Source organism: Chitinimonas lacunae, from assembly GCF_042650885.1.
GTDB classification, from domain to species: Bacteria; Pseudomonadota; Gammaproteobacteria; order Burkholderiales; family Chitinimonadaceae; genus Chitinimonas_A; species Chitinimonas_A lacunae.
In genome coordinates this window covers 1,197,910-1,216,112 of record NZ_JBHSBU010000001.1, presented here as the reverse complement: position 1 = coordinate 1,216,112, position 18,203 = coordinate 1,197,910, and the positions used below count along the sequence as shown (strand labels likewise).

The window sequence follows — 18,203 nt, the reverse complement described above, 5'->3', positions numbered from 1 at the left end:
CCACATCAGAGTATGCTGGAAGTGGGCATGAGGATAAGTGGCTGAAAGCTCAGCTTAGTGGGCGAGCTTTACACCGCCAAGTGCCAGGTCCAGAGGGAGTGATGGGGCCTGTCCAGAGTAGCCAGTATAAGCTGGCTAATATGCGGCGGTGGATAGAAAATAAAGAGGCTGGATTATCTTTTTCTCAATCATTAATAAAGCCCGTCGGACTGGCTCTGAATGAGAAATTCTCTAATGGAAGATCAGGACGGTCGATTTTACATGGCCCTGTTCCGGAAATTCGACAGGGTGGTCTAGACGGAGGCTTCCTTACTGAGCGTGAGTTTATGGCGGCTGCGGCGAGAGCCAACAGCTATACATGGCAACAAGGGGCTAGTTTAAGCCAAGGTTATATGACAAGTTTCACGGCATTGCCTCCGGTTGCCGTAGGAATGGGAATGGGAGAGGTTATTTTAGGAGGAAAGAAGAGGTGAATTCAATTTTGAAGTGCAATTCCAATTAAATTATGGACTTGCGTCATTCCCGTTAGCTTTTCGAATTGTTGCAGCGGCGCCACATAGCCAAACCGCTTTCGAGGACGAGTATTTAAGCGCTGCATAGCAAAGTGAAGGTCGGCCTCTCGCACTTTATCCAAAGGGGATCCTTTGGGAAAATATTGGCGCAATAGACCATTCGCGTTTTCATTGCTCCCCCTCTGCCAAGGGGAATGCGGCTTGGCAAAAAAGAAATCCGCTTCTAATGCTTCAGCAATTTGTTCGTGACGCGCAAACTCTGTCCCATTGTCACTCGTAATCGTTTTGACCCACTCCCGAATCGGTGTCAATAAATGGATCATGCCTATCTTGACCGCCTCGGCCGTTTTCTTCGCTAGCGGATAGGTCAACATTAAACCTGTTTTACGCTCGGTCAGCGTTAAGATCGCCCCTGCTTGACCCGCCCCAATCACCGTATCGGCTTCCCAGTCACCCACCCGTTCTCGGCTTTCCACCACCGCTGGGCGGTTCGAAATATCTCGACGATTCATCAGGATGTAACGCTTCACCCCTCGTCGCCATGGACGCCGACGCGGTTGGCGGCGGCGTAGATGGCGCCACAGCTCATTCTCCGAGTTGGCATAAATCCACTGATAAATGGCCTCATGACTGATGGCCCGGCCTAATGAAGCCGAGATTTGCTCAGGACTCCAATCTTCTTTTAGCTTGAGCACAACGTCTTGCCACAGAGATTCTTTTATGTACGAGCCAGTTCTTTTCACTTGACTGCTGCGTTCTTGAGCTGTCACGGCTCGATACCCTGGCTGGCCACCGTTTCGCTTGATTTCTCGGCTCACTGAGGACGCGCTTCTACCCAGCAACTCCGCAATCGCTTTTTGTGAAATTCCTTCCCACAACCCTTTTTCTATCTGGTATCGTTCGGCTTGGCTGAAGTGCCTGTAGGAATTCATGGGTTTTTATTTTCTTGGCGGAAAACGGAAGCTCATCCTATAGCACTTCGCCTCCCTCTGCTTTTTTCTTTGCTTCCCGATTGCACTTCAAATTTGAATTCGCCAGATCTATGACGGAGATCTACAAGGTGGAGTCGCTCATATTACTTTAGGAACAGTGGGTGCTGTAACTTCTACAAAGATAGGTGGTGCACTAACAAGTAAAGTTTCTAGTCGTCTAATGAGAACGGAGGATGTGCTAGACGTAGGCTGGAGTTTGGACTCTGAGATGGTCTTCAATGCCAGTGTCGGGAAGCCAGTTACGGTTCCAAACAGACTTTCTATTGAGGGTACAGCCAGCTACCACCAGACAATACACCTTTGGACGCCGAATGCTGGAGGTCCAAGAACCATGGCGGAAGCCAGGGCAATCGCGGAAAACAATGGGGTTTACATCGCAGATGATGTGCACTTCGTTTCTGTCGATGATGCGTTGTACGACGCGAAGTTTGGTAATTCATATGCGACTTACGGGCGCTTCAACGTCGAAGGCACAAATTCACCCGTGATGTGGAAAGCATCTAGTTCCACTACTGGCGGAGTTGCAGATGCATCAGGCCGGATTAACGTTTGGGTTCGTCAGTCCGTAATGGATAGCGACTATTCCATTACCGCTGTTCTGGGGCATGAAACCTATGAGATTGAGGCCCTTCGAACTATGTTCCAGCAAAATGGAGGTGCAATGCGTGCTGGTCAGTATTTGGATCAGGTTAAGCCTGGCGTGCCGAATAATATTCACTGGCAAGCAGTGGATTTTGGTGATCAATTAGTACGGGACATGCTTGGGCTTGGAGGCTGAAATGATTCCACATTTGGGTGGCTTAATTGAGATGCATGCTGCCGGTGACTTGCCCGCGTGGGAGATAGTTGTCTACGTGGTGAAGTACATTGCGCAGAGTGGCTCGCAGGTGGATTTTGACGATTTGCCAAAGTGGGTAAAGGCAGAACTAATTACTGCGTTGGAGCAATACAAGCAAAAAGGAGGGTGGCTTGTTCTCTCTGCTGGCGAAATGGAAGACTATGGTCAGTATGCTGACGTTTTCTTAGGTAAGATAAGAATTGATACCAATAATTAAGGAGTATGCGGCCGACTCATAAATTGGGTCGGTCTCTTTGTACCAAACAACACACGCTCGATATTTACCAATCAGTTCCCAGAAGATGCAGTAACGCTACGGCCATTTGAAACTTGGCGACCAGGACGAATTCAATTTTGAATTGCAATTTCAGTCAAATGAGGGATTTGCGTAATTTTTGTCAGTTTTTCGAATTGTTGCAGTGGGCTACATAACCGAACTGCTTTCGTGGACGAGTATTTAAGCACGGCATGGCAAAGTGAAAATCGGGGTGAATTCAATTTCGAAGTGCAATTCCAATTAAATGATGGACTTGCGTCATTCCCGTCAGTTTTTCGAATTGTTGCAGGGGCGCCACATAGCCAAACCGCTTTCGCGGGCGAGTATTTAAGCGCTGCATAGCAAAGTGAACTTCGGCCTCTCGCACTTTATCCAAGGGTGATCCTTTGGGGAAATATTGGCGCAATAGACCATTCGCGTTTTCATTGCTCCCCCTCTGCCAAGGGGAATGCGGCTTGGCAAAAAAGAAATCCGCTTCTAATGCTTCAGCAATTTGTTCATGACGCGCAAACTCTGTCCCATTGTCACTCGTAATCGTTTTGACCCACTCCCGAATCGGTGTCAATAAATGGATCATGCCTATCTTGACCGCCTCGGCCGTTTTCTTCGCTAGCGGATAGGTCAACATTAAACCTGTTTTACGCTCGGTCAGCGTTAAGATCGCCCCTGCTTGACCCGCCCCAATCACCGTATCGGCTTCCCAGTCACCCACCCGTTCTCGGCTTTCCACCACCGCTGGGCGGTTCGAAATATCTCGACGATTCATCAGGATGCAACGCTTCACCCCTCGTCGCCATGGACGCCGACGCGGTTGGCGGCGGCGTAGATGGCGCCACAGCTGATTCTCCGGATTGGCATAAATCCACTGATAAATGGCCTCATGACTGATGGCCCGGCCTAATGAAGCCGAGATTTGCTCAGGACTCCAATCTTCTTTTAGCTTGAGCACAACGTCTTGCCACAGAGATTCTTTTATGTACGAGCCAGTTCTTTTCACTTGACTGCTGCGTTCTTGAGCTGTCACGGCTCGATACCCTGGCTGGCCACCGTTTCGCTTGATTTCTCGGCTCACTGAGGACGCGCTTCTACCCAGCAACTCCGCAATCGCTTTTTGTGAAATTCCTTCCCACAACCCTTTTTCTATCTGGTATCGTTCGGCTTGGCTGAAGTGCCTGTAGGAATTCATGGGTTTTTATTTTCTTGGCGGAAAACGGAAGCTCATCCTATAGCACTTCGCCTCCCTCTGCTTTTTTCTTTGCTTCCCGATTGCACTTCAAATTTGAATTCGCCCGGCCTCTCGCATTTTATCCAGGGATAATCTTTTGGGAAAACATTGGCGAAATAGACCATTGACGTTTTCGTTGCTCTCTCTCTGCCAAGGGCTTTGTTGCATAACCCAATCTCAGGTCGAGTTACCCCTTTCCCGGACGGAATTCAGGTGTGAGCCACAGTTGTGGGCATGCCCAGCTGAGCGGTGGAACGCGGATCAGCTATCTGGGTACGGGCCAACTGCGGACAAAAACCTAAGCTGATGATTTTATGAGATGTGTGCAAGAGGACGGGCATAGCCCCCAACCGGTAGGCTAAAATCACCGGTTTCCCCCGCCTAGGCCGTTCATGTCTTCCTCTGCCAAGTCCAGCTCGCCGGCCGTCCTGATTTTGTTGTTGGCTGCATTGTCGATGTTCGGCCCGTTTTCCATCGACACCGTGTTTCCCATGTTCCCCGAGGTCGAGAAGGCTTTGAAGGTGGGGCCGATTGAGATGCAGCAGACGATTAGCGTCTACCTGCTGTCCTACGGCCTGATGGCGTTGCTGCATGGTCCACTGTCCGATGCGCTGGGGCGGCGCACGGTGATTCTGGGTGGAGTGGGGCTGTTCGTGCTGGCTTCCGTGGGCTGCGCCCTGTCGGAATCGATCTGGAGTCTGCTGTTTTTCCGCGCCATCCAGGGTGTCTCGGCCGGTTCCGGGCTGATCGTCGGCCGGGCCATCATTCGCGACCGCTTTCAAGGCAGTGAAGCACAGCGCGTCATGTCGCGAACCACCATGGTGTTTGCCATTGCCCCGGCCATTGCGCCCGTGATCGGTGGTCTGATCGGTACCCGCTTCGGCTGGGAAGCGATCTTCTATTTTCTTGCCCTGTTCTCGCTATTGCTTGGATTTGCCTGCTGGCGCTGGCTGCCCGAGACCCATCCGGTCGAGGCGCGCTTGCCGCTGCGGCCGGTGCCCTTATTCGGCCGCTATATGGCGATGCTGCGTAATCCATGCTTTTTATGGCTGTCCTGTAGCACCAGCTTCAATTTCGCCGGGCAGTTTCTTTATATCTCTTCTGCGCCCGATTTCGTGCTCAAGCTGATGCAGCTCAAGCCCACCCAATTTGCGGCGTTCTTCGTGCCGATGATCAGCGGAATCATGACGGGAGCCTGGATCTCCAGCCGCATGGCCGGACGCGGTCGGCCCGAGCGGATTATTTCCTGGGCTTATGGACTGATGCTGGGGTCGGCTTGCGCCAATATCCTTTATTGCTCGTTGGCCGAGCAGATTGTCTGGCCTTGGGCAGTGATACCGATGTTTGTGACCGGTATCGGTACCGCGATGGCCTCACCCTCGATAACGATCTGGGGGCTGGACCATTATCCCAATGAGCGCGGCACGGCAGCTTCGTTACAGTCTTTTATGTCGCTGATGTTGAACGCCGTGGTGGCCGGGGTGTTGTCGCCGCTGCTGTCGCATTCGGCATTGTGGCTGGCGCTGGGGGCGTGCAGCGCGATGGTGCTGGGTTGGCTGTCCTGGCGGCACGCCTACGCCATCGGGGCGCACCGGCCGGAAGCGGCAAGCGAGTCGGCGCGCGGCTGAGATCAGATCATGGCGCCCGGCTCAGGGCGCCTCGTCCTTGGGTTTGGGCTCCATGCGCCTGAGTGCCGCCAGGCTGGCGTGCTGGAGTTCCATGGTCTTGATGCTGAGCTGAAGCATCGACAATTGCATGCTCAGCCATTGCTCCACCGTCTTCAGCTCGGCGATCTTGCGCGCCAGTTCTTCTTCGCTGAGCGGTGGCATGAAACCCGCCATCTGCTGCTCCATCGGTTTCCAGAACTGCCGGAAGAAGGCGAATGGATCGTTGTTCTGTTCGTCGGCCATAACGTTCTCGCTGAGATGTCTGTTAATCATGGCATGCGGCACGACGTCTGCCAAAGCCGCACCGTGGGATAATCCGGGCCGTCCCTCCTCCACCGGAGCTATCGCCATGCCGTCTCTTATTTCCTTCTCGCAAGCCATCGAACCGGTCTATAGCCATCCTCGAGAAGACCGCCGTCTGCATGGCAATCCGCAGCGTACCACCTGGAGCCACTTTCAAAGCGACGATGGTCTGGTCGATGCCGGCGTCTGGGCCTGTGAGGTCGGCTCGTGGCGGATTGCCTTTCCGGCGGGCCAGGAGGAATTCTTTACCGTACTGAGCGGCCGGGTCCGGCTGCACGACGAGCAGGGCAAGGTCTCCGAGGTCGGGCCGGGTGAGGCGCTGCTGATTCCGGCCGGCTTTACCGGCGTGTTCGAAGTGGTCGAGCCAGTACGGAAATACTATGTCATCGTGCAAAGAAACCTGGCGTGATACGTTTAAATAGTGTTTTGTGCCGCCAGGAGTATAGAACAGGTTTTTCCTGATTATTTGTTTTATTGCTGCTCCGTGACAGTGGCTTCTGGTCGCTGTCCGGACGGACAAGTTCTTGGTAATCAGGCTGCGCTACGGACCGTCCAAGTCCGTGCAAGCCAAGCTCAGCGCTGGCAAGCCTGACGCCTTCTCTAAGCCTCTTCCCTGCCATATCCACCTGAGCCGTCAGCACGCTTGAAAAGCCCCAAGTGGCTCCCTAAGCTGGTTTGCGCCTGTTGCCCAGGTGCTACCGTGCTGCGGGCGGTGATTTCCTTTCCTGCCCGCCATAAATCCAATGACGATCAGGAGGAAAGACGATGAGGACGTTTTCCATACGACTGACTGCAGGCGCTTTATTGGCTGTCGTGGGGCTGGGGGTCCAGGCGGCCGAGTGTCGAGAAACCAAGGCTGTGATCGACAGCACGGCCAGTCTGGCAGCCAATACGGCGGCGGGCGGTCATGTCAGCATCCATATTGCCGGCCAGAAGACCGAAGTCGGCAAATCCCAATACGCCAATTGGGCACAATTTCAGGCGCTGTTTCAGAATTGGCAGGCCAATCACGACGGTAAAACGCCTAAACCCAAGAGCTGTGGCGGCTCCGGTGGCAGTCAGACCGATTGTATCGCCATTGCTCGGCTGGGCGGTTGGCAAGGCACCAAGGCCCGGGTCTGCACCAAGGTCGATAGCAGCGGCAACTGCACCGAATCGAGGAATATCACCGTCGCAGCGGTGGCTTTCGGCTACTACAACAACTCGGTGGAAACCAAGGGCAAATGGATCATGAACACTTCCTATCCCTCGGAAAACGCTGACTGTAGCCAGTAGACCCGCCAGGGCGAGGCAGGCGTTGGGGTCAGTGCTGCGATTCCAGCGTCTGCTTTGCCAGCAGCAGATCGGCCCAGGATTTGATCTTGTCAGGCGGATTGCGCAGCAGATAGGCCGGGTGATAGCTGACCACCACCGGTGCGCTGTTGGGCGGCGTGTGGACGCGGCTGCGCAGTGCCGAGATCGGCCCATCCTGCCCCAGCAGTGCCTGGGCGGCGAAACGGCCGACAGCAAAAATCAGTTTCGGTTGGATCAGCTCGATCTGCCGGCGCAGGAAAGGTAAGCACAGTGCCACTTCATCGGGTTGCGGATTGCGGTTCTGCGGCGGCCGACACTTGAGCACATTGGCGATAAAGACGTTTTCCTGCCGCGAGCGGCCGACGCTGGCCAGCATGCTGTCGAGCAGTTTGCCGGCCTGACCGACGAAGGGCTGTCCCTGCCGGTCCTCTTCGGCGCCGGGCGCTTCTCCCACCACCATCCAGTCGGCTTGCGGCACACCGACACCGAATACCGTGCGAGTCCGGCTCTTGCACAGGCCACATGCCTGGCAGGCGGCGACTTCGGTTTGCAGGGCGTCCCATTCCAGGGTGGCGATGCGCGCGGCCCGGGCCTGACGGTCGATCTGCGGCGCTTGCTCGATGCTGCCTTGCTGCGGCTGGCGGGTGGGCTGGATCGCTATGGCCGGACGTGAACGGGCGGCGGGAGGATTGCTGCGACTGTCCGGCGTATCGGCCGGTACCTGGGGAGCGGGCCGGTCCGGGAAACTGGGCGCTTCCGGGCTGTCGGGAAAAGCATTTACCGGCGCCGGGCTGTCGGACTGGACAGTCGTCTGCTCGGCTTGCAAGGCAGCTTCGGCCAGCAATTCGCGCCGGGTCCACAGCGGTGTCAGGTCAAGCTCTTGCAGGATCAGTGCGCGACGGGCGTCCATCAGCGGCCTCCGGCGTCGAGCACGGCGCTCATCAAGAGGGCGTCTTCGCGGCCTTGGGCGGTGCGGTAATAGCCGCGTCGCTGGCCGACTTCGATAAAACCGAGCCGGCGGTACAGCGATTTGGCGGCCTGGTTGCTGATCCGGACTTCAAGTTGCATGACCGCCGCGCCATTTTCGGTGGCGTCTTCGATCACGAATTCGACCAGCCTGCGCCCGATGCCACGGCGCTGATGGGCAGCAGCGACACCCAGATTGAGCAACGAGGCTTCGTCGAGCACCTGCATCACGATGGCAAAACCCAGCACTTCCTCCCCTTCGACCGCGACCCAGCCGCGATGGCCGTCGTCGAGCGAGGTGGCGAATTGACTGTCTTTCCAGGGCGAGGCCTGGACTGCCGCTTCGATGGCGGCGACGCTGGCGAGATCGTGGCGGGTGAGAGGACGGATGGCAATCATTTGGCACGCAACCGGGCTTGTTCGTCGACCTTGAGCGCCACTTTGTCGCGGACGTAAAGCAATTCCAGTCGCTCTGCCGGGTAGGCCAGTCCGGCCCGGAAAGCCGGTTCCGCCACTTTCAGCACCCCGGTGGCGAGCGGCACGCGGTCGGCATGGACCGCATCCAGCTGATCGCCGTAACGCGCCTGCAATTCGGCGCCCCGGACGGCAAAGCCATTACCGGCGCCAGTCCAGCCTTGACCGGGCAGGTCGGGCAGCGCGCTGGGCGGGTAGACGCCGCTTGGCAGCACTTCATGCCAGATTTCACCCTCACGCTCGAAGGCGGCCAGATAGAGTTCGTTCATCCGGGCATCGAGCACCGACAGCACCCGTGTCGCGTCTTCGGCAGCGGCAAGCGCCGCCAGTGTGTTGACGCCATAGACCGGGCAGTCGAGCCCAAACGCCAGCCCTTGCACGATGCCGCAGCCGATCCGTAGACCAGTGAACGATCCCGGACCGATGGACACCGCGATGCCAGCGAGATCGGCCAGCCGCCCGCCCGCCTGGGCCAGCAGCGCCTCGATGGTGGGCAGGGTCAGTTCGGCGTGTTTCTGGCCAACCTGGGCGGCATGGGTCAGCAGTTGGCCGTTCCAGGCCAGGGCAAGCGACAGGTGGTCGGTGCTGGTGTCGAGGGCGAGCAGATTCATGGACGATCCGGGGGAAAACTGGCGCCGATTCTACCACGAGCCGGCTGTCGACCTGTCCGGCTTGAAGCAGTCCGATGGCTTGCATAAGCTCGGGAAGCCTGCCGGCGCGCCTGCGATGGCGTGGAGAAAGGAAGGGGTTAAATGGAAAATATTGGGAATTTTGTCTGCAAGACAGAGTCTCCGAAAAAAGCAGAAAGTATAGAAACTTGCAAAGCTACTTTGACTGTGCCGTTGGGGCTGGCCGCATTGACGCTGCTATTGGCCAGCTGCACCGCTGAAGCGCCTGAGACGCTGAGCGGCTATGTCGAGGCCGAGACCGTCCGGGTTGCCGCGCCACAGGCCGGGCGGCTGTTGCAACTCCCGATCGCCCGCGGCGCCAGTGCTCGTGCCGGGGAGCTGCTGTTTGTGCTGGAACAGGAGAGTGAGCGGGCGGCAGTCGAGGAGGCTGAAGCGCGGCTCAAGCGTAGTCAGGCGCTGGCCGCCGATCTCGACAAGGGCCGGCGCCAGGATGAACTGGCCGCCCTGACGGCTCAGCGCGCAGTGGTTGTGGCGCAGTGGCGGCAATCCGACGCGGAGTTGGTGAGACAGCGTCGCCTGGCTGCGGCCGGATTCGTCTCGACCGCCAGCCTCGATGCGGCGCAGGCCCGTCGCGATGCCGACCAGGCGCGACTGGCCGATCTCGATGCCCAGCTTCGACTGGCCGGGCAGGGCGCCCGCGAGGATCAGCGGCTTGCCGCACGGCAGGAAAGCGAAGCCGGTGCCGCTGCCTTGGCGCAGAGCCGCTGGCGGCTGGGGCAGAAAACGGTGACGGCACCGCTCGCTGCCCGGGTCGAGGAAACGTATTACCGAGTCGGAGAATGGGTGCCGGCCGGTGCACCGGTGCTGAGTTTGTTGGCAGCCGATGGGGTGAAAGTGCGCTTTTTCGTGCCGCAGGCGCGGCTGGGTGAGTTTGCCCGGGGACAGCGCGTCGAGCTGCGCTGTGATGGTTGCCCCCAGGCGGTCACGGCGGTGGTCGATTATGTGGCGCGTGAGGCGGAATTCACCCCGCCCGTGATCTATAGCCGCGATCAGCGTGCCCGCCTGGTTTTTCTGGTCGAGGCGCGCCCGGTCACGGCGCAGGACGCCGCCAGCTTGCGGCCGGGGCAGCCGGTGGAAGTGGCCAGGCTGGTCGGAGCTTGATCGATGGCGCTGGCGTCCGAAGATGGATCCGCCCGGCTCCTGACAGGAAAGTGTCCAACCCATTGGCGGATTTCCCGGTTGGAACATATTGAAAAGGCTCAATGCTGGCTGTCCGAGCTGTTCCGGACGAAACGGAGACATCGCAGCAATGGAATTGATTTCCGCAACCAAGGCAGGCCAGATGGCAGCCGTGATCGATGTGGCTGGCCTGACCAAGCGCTATGGCGAACGTACCGTGGTGGATGGGCTGACAATGCGGGTCGAGCCGGGGCAGATTTTCGGTTTTCTGGGGCCCAATGGTTCGGGTAAGACCACGTCGATCCGCATGATGTGCGGCCTGCTGACCCCCGACAGCGGTTCGGGCCAGACGCTGGGCTACGATATCGTCAGCGATTCGGCGGCGATCAAGCGGCAGGTCGGTTATATGACCCAGCGTTTCGGGCTGTACGAAGACCTGAGCCTGCGGGAAAACCTCGATTTTGTCGCCCGGGTTTATGGCATGGATCGGCGGCGTGAACGGGTCGAAGCCGCCCTGGAGCGGCTCGGTCTGGCCGCGCGCCAGCACCAGTTGGCCGGCAAGCTGTCGGGTGGCTGGAAGCAGCGTCTGGCATTGGCTGCCTGCATGTTGCACGAGCCACGGCTATTGCTGCTCGATGAGCCAACCGCCGGGGTCGATCCCAAGGCACGGCGCGATTTCTGGGATGAGATTCATCGGCTGTCCGACCAGGGCGTTACCGTGCTGGTATCGACCCACTATATGGACGAGGCCGAACGCTGCCATCAGCTTGGCTATATCGCCTATGGCCGGCTGCTGGCGCTGGGACGGCCCGATGAGCTGATCGAGCGCAGCGGCCTGTCCACCTGGACTGCCGAAGGCGCGTCGGCGGCCGGGTTGGCGGAGAGACTCGAGCAGACCGAGGGGATAGAGATGGTGACGCGGTTTGGCAATACCCTGCATATCAGCGGGACCGACGCCGAGCGGTTGGAGGCGGTGCTGCAACCCTATCTGTCCCTCCCCAACACCCATTGGCGCGCCGAGTCGCCTTCGCTGGAAGACGTGTTTATCCATCTGATGCGCCAGTCGGCCGATAACTTTGGCTGAGGCAATGGCTTTCGCGCCAACAGGCCGCGACCTCCAGATCCGGACGGACAGTCGATGCCGGAGTCGAACCGCGCCAGCCATCCGGCGACCCGTATAATCGCTGGGTTATCAAGCCAAGCCGCCCTCCAAAGGAATCGTTTCCGGCCATGAAAATGATCCACAGTGCCGACTGGCATCTAGGCCGCGTCTACCACGGCGTTTCCCTGCTGGATGACCAGCGTTATCTGCTTGACCAGTTCGTCGATCTGGTCCGCGATGAAAAGCCCGATGTGGTGCTGATTGCTGGCGATGTCTACGACCGTTCGGTCCCGCCGGCGGAGGCCGTGCGTCTGCTCGATGAGGTGCTGACCCGCATCGTGATCGGCTTGCGGGTGCCCGTGGTGATGATCGCCGGCAATCATGACGGCCCCGATCGTCTGGGTTTCGGCGCCCGACTGCTCGAAGCGGCCGGACTGACCGTGCGCGGCGGCGTCGATGCCACGGTCGCGCCGGTCGTGCTGGCTGATCGTCATGGCGAAGTCGCCATCTATCCCTTGCCCTATGCCGAACCGGCCCTGTTGCGGCGCCAGTTTGGCGACGTCAGCCTTGCTGACCATCAGCGCGCCATTGCAGCGCAGCTCGACCGTATCCGTGCCCAGCATGAACCCGGCCGCCGCTCGGTGGTGCTGGCGCACGCTTTTGTGGCCGGAGGCGCCGAGAGCGAATCGGAGCGGCCCTTGTCGGTTGGCGGCAGCGGAGCGGTCGGGCCGGAAGTCTTCGCCGGCTTTGACTATGTGGCGCTGGGACATCTGCATCGTTGCCAGTCGGTCGGTTCCGAGCCTATTCATTACTCGGGCTCGTTGCTCAAATATTCGTTTTCCGAAGTCGATCAGGTCAAAAGCGTATCGGTGGTCGAACTGGATGGCACGGGCGCGCTGGCGCTGCGGCGGGTCCAGCTCAGCCCGCGCCGTGACTTGCGTGTCATCAGCGGCAGCCTGAGCGAGCTGCTGGCCCGCGCGGCGACCGACCCGGGGCGCGACGACTATCTGCTGGCCCGACTCGACGACACGGGCGCCTTGCTCGATGCGATGGGGCGGTTGCGGGCAGCCTATCCCAATGCCCTGGCGATCGAGCGGCCGCGCCTCAATGGCTCGGCCGGGGTGGGTCCAGGTGCCGATCATCGTCAGATCGGCATCGCTGAGTTATTCCAGGGTTTCTACCACGATATGACGGGCGTCGCGCTCGATGACTGTGCCAGCGGGTTTCTTCAGGCGGAAATCGAGGCGATGGAGGGAACAGTGCGTGAGGTGAGCCTTGATTAAAAAATCAGGAAAAGCATCTGCAAGATTCAGATTCGTATTCAAACAAAAATAAGTATTTCATTCAAATTACGTTTGCCTGATTGCTCCCGCTGCCTATGAAACCCCTGCATCTGTCGCTGCAAGCCTTTGGACCGTTCGCCGCCTGCGAGACGGTCGATTTCACCTGTCTGCCGCCCGATGCCCTGTTTCTGATCCACGGCCCGACCGGCGCCGGCAAAACCTCTTTGCTCGACGGCATCTGCTTTGCTCTCTACGGCGAAACCTCGGGCAGCGAACGCCAGGGGCGCGAGATGCGCAGCCATCATGCGGTCAGCACGGTGGCGACCGAGGTCGAATTCGAGTTCGAACTGGGCGACGGCCGCTATCGGGTGCGACGGGCGCCCGAACAGGAAATCGCCGGTAAACGCGGCTCGGCGCTGGTGACTCGCCCGACCTCGGCCGAACTGGCGCGCTGGGAGGACGGCGATTGGCGCCCGCTGGCCGCCAAATCGCAGGAAGTCACCAGCCAGGTCGAAGCCTTGATGGGCTTTCGGGCCGAGCAGTTCCGCCAGGTCGTGCTGTTGCCGCAAGGGCAGTTCCGCAAATTGCTGTCAGCGAGTTCGCGGGAACGTGAGGAAATCCTCGAAGCGCTGTTCTCGACGGCAATCTACAAGCGTCTTCAGGAGAGACTGCAAGGCACCGCCACTGCACTGCGCCATCAGGCCGAAGCTGTGCTGGCGCGGCGTGAAGAATTGTTGCAGCAGGCGGAAACCGGATCGGTCGAGTCGCTGGCAACGCGGGTGGACGAGGCTCGCGCAGCGCTGCAGGCGCTTGATGTGACGCTGACGACGTGTCGGGTGGACGAAGCGGCCGCGCAGAAAGCCTATGCCGAGGGTGAGGCGATCATGCAGCGGTTCAGCGAGGCCGAAGCAGCGCGTTCGGCGCTGGTAGCGCGCGAGGCCGACGAAGCGGTGATGGCGGCTGAACGGGGCCGGCGTGAGGCGGCGCAGCGTGCCTTGACGGTGGTGCCGGCTGATCGTGGCTGGGAAGAGGCGGTGCGTTGGCTCAGCGGGCGGCGTGAGTCCTTGGGGCAGGCACAGCATGCTCTGGGGCAGGCAGAAGCCGGTTTTCAGACGGCGGAGGCGGCACAGCGGGAACAACAGGCGCGGGTTCCCTTGTTGCGGGCGGCGGAAAAGGAGCTGAGCCAACTGGAAAGCGTCAGCGCGGCCGTGAGCCGCTGGCGTGAAGCGGAACAGGCGGCGCAAGTGGTCCGGGAGGCGGCGGAGCGGGCTAGCCATGAGGCCAGGGCGCTGCAACAGCGCCAGCAGACAGCGGAAACGCATGTCGAGGGCTTGCGCGAACGTGCCGGCGCATTGGCCCCGGCGGCGACCCAGGTCGAACTGCTGACGCTGCGGCTGGCGCGGCTAAGTGAGCAGGAACAGCATCTACGTCGCCTTTCTGCCGCATTGGCGCAGGCCGATTCGGCTTCTCAGGCGGTTGCTGAGGCTGCAAAGGCCGGTGAGGCGGCGCAGCAGCGGCGGGACGCGGCAGTGGAGGCATTACAGCGTGCGGATACGGTCTGGCGCCATGGCCAGGCCGCCGTGCTGGCGCGCCATCTGCTTGCAGGCAGTCCCTGCCCGGTCTGCGGCGGCCTTGAGCATCCGGCGCCGGCCCACAGCGAGGCGGCCACGCTGCCGACCGAGGCCGAGCTGGAAGCGCTCAGACTGGCGGAACAGACGGCACAGCAGACACTCGACAGCGCACGTAATGCAGAACAGCACGCTCGCCAGACCCAGGCTGCCAATGCCGCGACGTTGGCGGCGTTACGGGCGGGGTTGGCTGGTGACGAGGTCGGACTGGTGGAGAGCGCTGCGGACTGTCAGTCGGCGCTGGCCAGCCACGCGGCGGCGCGACTGGAGGCCGAGCGGGCGCTTGGGGTGGCGCGGGAGGATGTTCGGACGCTCGAGACGATCCAAAAATCCTTGCAGGAAGCGGAAGGCACTGTCGCCACCACACGGCTGGCCGCGCAGCAGGGCGAGGCGGTGGCGCAGCAGGCTCAGATGGAACTGGCGGGTGCGCTGAAATCGGCGCAGGAGCGGCGGGAAGTCGTGCCGGCGGACTTGCAGGAAGCGGATGCCTTGCTGCGTGCGCTGGCCGAAGTTCGCCAGCGGATCGAGCGGATGCGCCACGAGGCCGAGCAGGCGCAGCGGCAGCAGCAGGAAGCCAGCGTTCGTCAGGCGGCCGCTCGTGCCGGCCTGGAAGCGGCCGAGCGAGAGGTGGCCGAAGGCGAACAGCGCCAAAGCCAGACGCTGCACGAACTGACCGCTGCGCTGGCCGCTGCCGGTTTTGCCGGACGTGCTGACTATCTGGCGGCGCGGCTCGATCCTCACGACTATGCAGCGCTGGAGCGGACTTTATCGGCACACGATCAGGCACTGGCCGCCGCACGCGAACGATTGGCGCGGGCCGAAGGGGCGTTGTCGGGGGTGACGGCACCTGATCTGGCAGCCCTGGAGAAGGCGTGGCATGACCTGCGAGAGCAGGCGGATGAATTGCTGCGTCAACGCGAGGCGCTGCGGCAGCGGCTGGAGGCCGACCAGCGGCTGATACGCCAGCTCGAACAGATCGGGCGCGAACTGGGCGATCTGGACCAGCGTTACCGCGTCGCCGGCCATCTGGCCCAGGTGGCGCGTGGTGATAACAGCCGCAAGATGGCTTTCCAGCGTTATGTGCTGGCGGCGCTGCTCGATGATGTGCTGCGACAGGCGTCGCTGCGGTTGCGGGCGATGAGCCGTGGGCGCTATACCTTGCAGCGGCGCGAGGAAGTGGTCGATGCCCGCCGCCATTCTGGCCTCGATCTCGAAGTGTTCGACGACTATACGGGCCGGCTCCGTCCGGCCAGTACCCTGTCAGGCGGCGAAGGCTTCATGGCTGCCCTGTCGCTGGCACTGGGTCTGTCGGATGTGGTCCAGAGTTACGCCGGCGGCATTCGGCTCGATACGCTGTTCATTGACGAAGGCTTTGGTCATCTCGACCAGGAGTCGCTCGATATGGCCCTGAAAGCGCTGATCGATCTGCGGCGGCAAGGGCGAATGGTCGGCATTATTTCGCATGTCGAGGAGTTGAAGCGGCAGATCGATATTGGCATCGAAATCGTGGCAGGCGTGGCGGGCAGTCGGATTAGGGTCGGTTCGGCGGGATAAGAGCAGTTTCAACAGACCGGAAATGATGTAAGGCAAATCGCTGGTGTTTTATTGAAAATTGCCTCGGTGACCGCAGTGATTCATCTGGTGTCGCTGCTTTAGGTGGTGAAGAGACTGCGCTCTCATCATTCCGGGGAATAGGGCGACTTCGATATATCCGAAACGCCGTCCTTTTTGATATGCGCCACAGGCCATTCAACGTACCCATCGATTTCGTGCTGCTCACCGCTTGGGCCGTGCGATGGGGTGCTTGGATGATTGCCCGGGATACCTCACCGGGGGAAAACCTGGCCTGCCTCACCGGCCTTTCTCCCACCGGCTCTCACAAGGAGCGCCATGCGTTTCGATTTCGGCCGTTTGCTCGCTATCGTCATCAAGGAATTTATCCAGTTGCGGCGCGACCGGCTGACGTTCGCGATGATGATCGGCATTCCGCTGATCCAACTGACGCTGTTCGGTTACGCCATCAACAGCGATCCCAAACATCTTCCCACCGTCGTGGTGGCGCACGACACGGGCCAGTTCAGCCGCAGTCTGATGGCGGCGATGGCCAATTCCGGCTATTTCTCGCTTCATGGTGGCCTGGTCGATGCAGTCGAGGCAGAGCGGATGTTGGCGCGTGGCGATGTGCAGTTCGTTCTGACGATTCCGCCGGACTTCTCGCGTCGTCTGCTGCGCGGCGAGCGGCCGCCCTTGCTGCTCGAAGCCGATGCCACCGACCCTGCGGCCACCGGCAATGCGGTGGCTGCCGTGCAGACCCTTTCCCAGACTGCGCTGCGTCATGACCTGCAAGGCGCGCTCGCCTCTTTGCAGCCGGGCGCGGCGCCGTTTGAGCTGCGCATCCATCGGCGCTATAACCCTGACGGTCTGACCCAGTACAACATCGTGCCCGGCCTGATGGGGGTCATCCTGACCATGACGATGATCATGATGACGGCGCTGGGCGTCACCCGCGAAGTCGAGCGCGGCACGATGGAGAATCTGATCGCCACGCCCGTGCTGCCGCTGGAGGTGATGGTCGGCAAGATCGCGCCTTATATCCTGATCGGTTATGTGCAGGTGACGGTGATTCTGCTGGTGGCGCACTTTCTGTTCGAAGTGCCCTTTGTCGGCGGCCTGGGTTGGCTGCTTGGATGTGTGCTGGCGTTTATCGGGGCCAATCTCAGCGTTGGCATCACGATTTCGAGCATTGCACGTAACCAGACCCAGGCGATGCAGATGACGTTCTTTTTCTTTCTGCCGTCGATTCTGCTGTCGGGTTTCATGTTTCCGTTCCGGGGCATGCCGCAGTGGGCGCAGGTGATTGGTGAGGTGCTGCCGCTGACCCATTTTCTGCGGCTGGTGCGCGGGGTGATGCTCAAGGGCAACGGCCCGGCTGATCTGTGGCAGGACGTCTGGCCACTACTGCTGTTTATGACCGTGGTGTTGCTGTTCGGGCTGAAGCGGTTCCGGCGCACGCTTGACTGAGTGTCCAAAAGAAAATTGCATAAATCGTTTGCTTTTTAATATTGAAGGCGCCAGTACTTGCAGTAATTTCTCATAAAAATTTAAAAATCAATTACTAGCTGATCAAGGAGCCTCAAGAATGTCTTCTCACCCGCTAACGCCGCTGGTGCCCGGTCTGATCTGGCGACGAGCGCATGCCATGCGTGGACTTGGCATCGATTTTCTGACCCATATGACGGTGGTGAAACTCCGCTCAGGCGGGTTGTGGATTCATTCGCCTGTGCGATTTGATGAGGCACTCAAGGCCGAGATCGACCAGTTGGGGCCGGTGCGTTGCATCGTGGCGCCCAATAAGGGGCACCATTGTTATGCGGGGCCGTGGTTGACGGCCTATCCCGAGGCCGTTGGCGTTGGGGCGCCGGATTTGGCGAAGAAGCGGCCTGATCTGCGGCTGTCGCGGGTGCTGTCCTCTACGCCTGAACCCGAGTGGGCCGAGGATTTCGAGCAGGTGCTGGTTCGTGGGGTGCCGCAGATCAACGAGACGGTGTTTTTCCATCGATCGAGCCGGAGCCTGATCATTACCGATCTGATGTCGAATTTCCGCCCAGGCGGCAATTGGCTGCGGCGGATGGCGATGCGGACACTGTGGTCGAGTGACAAGCTTTCCGTGCCGCTAGTGGTGCGGTTGATGCTGCGTGACCGGGCGGGTTTCCGTGAGGATGTGGCCCGTATCTCGGCTTGGCCATTCGAGCGGATCCTGCTGACCCATGAGATGACCATCGAGCAGAACGCGGCGGCACAGTGGCGGCAGGCTCTGGCGTTTCTGGATAAGTAG

General features: G+C 59.9%; 18 protein-coding genes. 12 read left to right on the top strand and 6 right to left on the bottom strand.

Annotated features, from left to right (window positions below; translation table 11 throughout):
- Nucleotides 1-98: 98 nt before the first annotated feature.
- Complete coding sequence (locus tag ACFOW7_RS05290; RefSeq protein WP_378161819.1) at nucleotides 99-473, top strand: hypothetical protein; 375 nt, start codon at nucleotides 99-101, stop codon at nucleotides 471-473.
- Between the two features lie 2 nt (nucleotides 474-475).
- Here ACFOW7_RS05290 and ACFOW7_RS05285 read toward each other — a convergent pair whose 3' ends face one another.
- Nucleotides 476-1,444 carry an IS30 family transposase gene (locus ACFOW7_RS05285; RefSeq protein ID WP_378161817.1) on the bottom strand — a complete coding sequence of 323 codons (969 nt, stop codon included), beginning with the start codon at nucleotides 1,442-1,444 and terminating at the stop codon, nucleotides 476-478.
- Between the two features lie 268 nt (nucleotides 1,445-1,712).
- Here ACFOW7_RS05285 and ACFOW7_RS05280 point away from each other — a divergent pair, with 268 nt between their 5' ends.
- The gene (locus tag ACFOW7_RS05280; protein ID WP_378161815.1) at nucleotides 1,713-2,282 is read left to right on the top strand and encodes a hypothetical protein; all 570 of its coding nucleotides are present in this window, start codon (nucleotides 1,713-1,715) and stop codon (nucleotides 2,280-2,282) included.
- A gap of 1 nt (nucleotide 2,283) precedes the next feature.
- A complete protein-coding gene (locus tag ACFOW7_RS05275) occupies nucleotides 2,284-2,559 on the top strand; it encodes a hypothetical protein (RefSeq protein ID WP_378161813.1) in 276 nt (91 codons plus the stop codon).
- A gap of 277 nt (nucleotides 2,560-2,836) precedes the next feature.
- On the opposite strand, the gene ACFOW7_RS05270 is transcribed toward ACFOW7_RS05275, so the two are convergent.
- Nucleotides 2,837-3,805: an IS30 family transposase gene (locus ACFOW7_RS05270; RefSeq protein WP_378161811.1), complete on the bottom strand. Its 969-nt coding sequence runs from the start codon at nucleotides 3,803-3,805 to the stop codon at nucleotides 2,837-2,839.
- A 431-nt stretch (nucleotides 3,806-4,236) separates the two neighbouring features.
- On the opposite strand from ACFOW7_RS05270, the gene ACFOW7_RS05265 reads away from it, so the two are divergent.
- On the top strand, nucleotides 4,237-5,472 hold the full coding sequence (locus ACFOW7_RS05265) for a multidrug effflux MFS transporter (RefSeq protein ID WP_378161809.1): 1,236 nt from the start codon (nucleotides 4,237-4,239) through the stop codon (nucleotides 5,470-5,472).
- Between the two features lie 21 nt (nucleotides 5,473-5,493).
- On the opposite strand, the gene ACFOW7_RS05260 is transcribed toward ACFOW7_RS05265, so the two are convergent.
- Nucleotides 5,494-5,754, bottom strand: a complete 261-nt coding sequence (locus ACFOW7_RS05260) for a PhaM family polyhydroxyalkanoate granule multifunctional regulatory protein (RefSeq protein WP_378161805.1) — start codon at nucleotides 5,752-5,754, stop codon at nucleotides 5,494-5,496.
- 106 nt (nucleotides 5,755-5,860) lie between these two features.
- On the opposite strand from ACFOW7_RS05260, the gene ACFOW7_RS05255 reads away from it, so the two are divergent.
- Both ACFOW7_RS05255 and ACFOW7_RS05250 read left to right on the top strand, forming a co-directional pair.
- A complete protein-coding gene (locus ACFOW7_RS05255) occupies nucleotides 5,861-6,223 on the top strand; it encodes a cupin domain-containing protein (RefSeq protein WP_378161803.1) in 363 nt (120 codons plus the stop codon).
- Between the two features lie 356 nt (nucleotides 6,224-6,579).
- Nucleotides 6,580-7,089, top strand: a complete 510-nt coding sequence (locus ACFOW7_RS05250) for a hypothetical protein (RefSeq protein WP_378161801.1) — start codon at nucleotides 6,580-6,582, stop codon at nucleotides 7,087-7,089.
- A 28-nt stretch (nucleotides 7,090-7,117) separates the two neighbouring features.
- Here ACFOW7_RS05250 and ACFOW7_RS05245 read toward each other — a convergent pair whose 3' ends face one another.
- The 3 genes from ACFOW7_RS05245 to tsaB are packed head-to-tail and all read right to left on the bottom strand — an operon-like array spanning nucleotide 7,118 to nucleotide 9,158.
- On the bottom strand, nucleotides 7,118-8,017 hold the full coding sequence (locus ACFOW7_RS05245; RefSeq protein WP_378161799.1) for a uracil-DNA glycosylase: 900 nt from the start codon (nucleotides 8,015-8,017) through the stop codon (nucleotides 7,118-7,120).
- A complete protein-coding gene (rimI, locus tag ACFOW7_RS05240) occupies nucleotides 8,017-8,472 on the bottom strand; it encodes a ribosomal protein S18-alanine N-acetyltransferase (protein ID WP_378161797.1) in 456 nt (151 codons plus the stop codon). The genes ACFOW7_RS05245 and rimI overlap by 1 nt, the downstream gene beginning before the upstream one ends.
- Complete coding sequence (gene tsaB, locus ACFOW7_RS05235) at nucleotides 8,469-9,158, bottom strand: tRNA (adenosine(37)-N6)-threonylcarbamoyltransferase complex dimerization subunit type 1 TsaB (protein ID WP_378161795.1); 690 nt, start codon at nucleotides 9,156-9,158, stop codon at nucleotides 8,469-8,471. Before tsaB ends, rimI begins: the two co-directional genes overlap by 4 nt.
- A 225-nt stretch (nucleotides 9,159-9,383) precedes the next feature.
- Between tsaB and ACFOW7_RS05230 the strand changes: the two genes are divergently transcribed.
- The 6 genes from ACFOW7_RS05230 (at nucleotide 9,384) to ACFOW7_RS05205 (ending at nucleotide 18,203) form a co-directional block, all read left to right on the top strand.
- Nucleotides 9,384-10,337, top strand: coding sequence for an HlyD family secretion protein (locus tag ACFOW7_RS05230; RefSeq protein ID WP_378167978.1), 954 nt, complete (start codon nucleotides 9,384-9,386; stop codon nucleotides 10,335-10,337).
- A gap of 148 nt (nucleotides 10,338-10,485) precedes the next feature.
- A complete protein-coding gene (locus ACFOW7_RS05225) occupies nucleotides 10,486-11,439 on the top strand; it encodes an ABC transporter ATP-binding protein (RefSeq protein WP_378161792.1) in 954 nt (317 codons plus the stop codon).
- A 146-nt stretch (nucleotides 11,440-11,585) separates the two neighbouring features.
- Nucleotides 11,586-12,740 carry an exonuclease SbcCD subunit D gene (locus ACFOW7_RS05220; protein WP_378161790.1) on the top strand — a complete coding sequence of 385 codons (1,155 nt, stop codon included), beginning with the start codon at nucleotides 11,586-11,588 and terminating at the stop codon, nucleotides 12,738-12,740.
- A gap of 95 nt (nucleotides 12,741-12,835) precedes the next feature.
- Complete coding sequence (locus ACFOW7_RS05215; RefSeq protein WP_378161788.1) at nucleotides 12,836-15,922, top strand: AAA family ATPase; 3,087 nt, start codon at nucleotides 12,836-12,838, stop codon at nucleotides 15,920-15,922.
- A 336-nt stretch (nucleotides 15,923-16,258) separates the two neighbouring features.
- A complete protein-coding gene (locus ACFOW7_RS05210) occupies nucleotides 16,259-17,389 on the top strand; it encodes an ABC transporter permease (protein WP_378161786.1) in 1,131 nt (376 codons plus the stop codon).
- Between the two features lie 118 nt (nucleotides 17,390-17,507).
- Entirely contained in the window at nucleotides 17,508-18,203 is a 696-nt protein-coding gene (locus tag ACFOW7_RS05205; RefSeq protein WP_378161784.1) for a DUF4336 domain-containing protein, read from the top strand.

Bases quoted from the DNA above. Each gene is read 5' to 3' on its own strand.
- ACFOW7_RS05215 (WP_378161788.1), top strand. From the start codon at position 12,836: ATGAAACCCCTGCATCTGTCGCTGCAAGCCTTTGGACCGTTCGCCGCC.
- ACFOW7_RS05270 (WP_378161811.1), bottom strand. From the start codon at position 3,805: ATGAATTCCTACAGGCACTTCAGCCAAGCCGAACGATACCAGATAGAA.
- ACFOW7_RS05210 (WP_378161786.1), top strand. From the start codon at position 16,259: ATGCGTTTCGATTTCGGCCGTTTGCTCGCTATCGTCATCAAGGAATTT.
- ACFOW7_RS05250 (WP_378161801.1), top strand. From the start codon at position 6,580: ATGAGGACGTTTTCCATACGACTGACTGCAGGCGCTTTATTGGCTGTC.
- ACFOW7_RS05275 (WP_378161813.1), top strand. From the start codon at position 2,284: ATGATTCCACATTTGGGTGGCTTAATTGAGATGCATGCTGCCGGTGAC.
- ACFOW7_RS05205 (WP_378161784.1), top strand. From the start codon at position 17,508: ATGTCTTCTCACCCGCTAACGCCGCTGGTGCCCGGTCTGATCTGGCGA.
- ACFOW7_RS05245 (WP_378161799.1), bottom strand. From the start codon at position 8,017: ATGGACGCCCGTCGCGCACTGATCCTGCAAGAGCTTGACCTGACACCG.
- ACFOW7_RS05255 (WP_378161803.1), top strand. From the start codon at position 5,861: ATGCCGTCTCTTATTTCCTTCTCGCAAGCCATCGAACCGGTCTATAGC.
- rimI (WP_378161797.1), bottom strand. From the start codon at position 8,472: ATGATTGCCATCCGTCCTCTCACCCGCCACGATCTCGCCAGCGTCGCC.
- ACFOW7_RS05260 (WP_378161805.1), bottom strand. From the start codon at position 5,754: ATGGCCGACGAACAGAACAACGATCCATTCGCCTTCTTCCGGCAGTTC.
- ACFOW7_RS05285 (WP_378161817.1), bottom strand. From the start codon at position 1,444: ATGAATTCCTACAGGCACTTCAGCCAAGCCGAACGATACCAGATAGAA.
- ACFOW7_RS05220 (WP_378161790.1), top strand. From the start codon at position 11,586: ATGAAAATGATCCACAGTGCCGACTGGCATCTAGGCCGCGTCTACCAC.
- ACFOW7_RS05225 (WP_378161792.1), top strand. From the start codon at position 10,486: ATGGAATTGATTTCCGCAACCAAGGCAGGCCAGATGGCAGCCGTGATC.
- ACFOW7_RS05265 (WP_378161809.1), top strand. From the start codon at position 4,237: ATGTCTTCCTCTGCCAAGTCCAGCTCGCCGGCCGTCCTGATTTTGTTG.
- ACFOW7_RS05280 (WP_378161815.1), top strand. From the start codon at position 1,713: ATGGTCTTCAATGCCAGTGTCGGGAAGCCAGTTACGGTTCCAAACAGA.
- tsaB (WP_378161795.1), bottom strand. From the start codon at position 9,158: ATGAATCTGCTCGCCCTCGACACCAGCACCGACCACCTGTCGCTTGCC.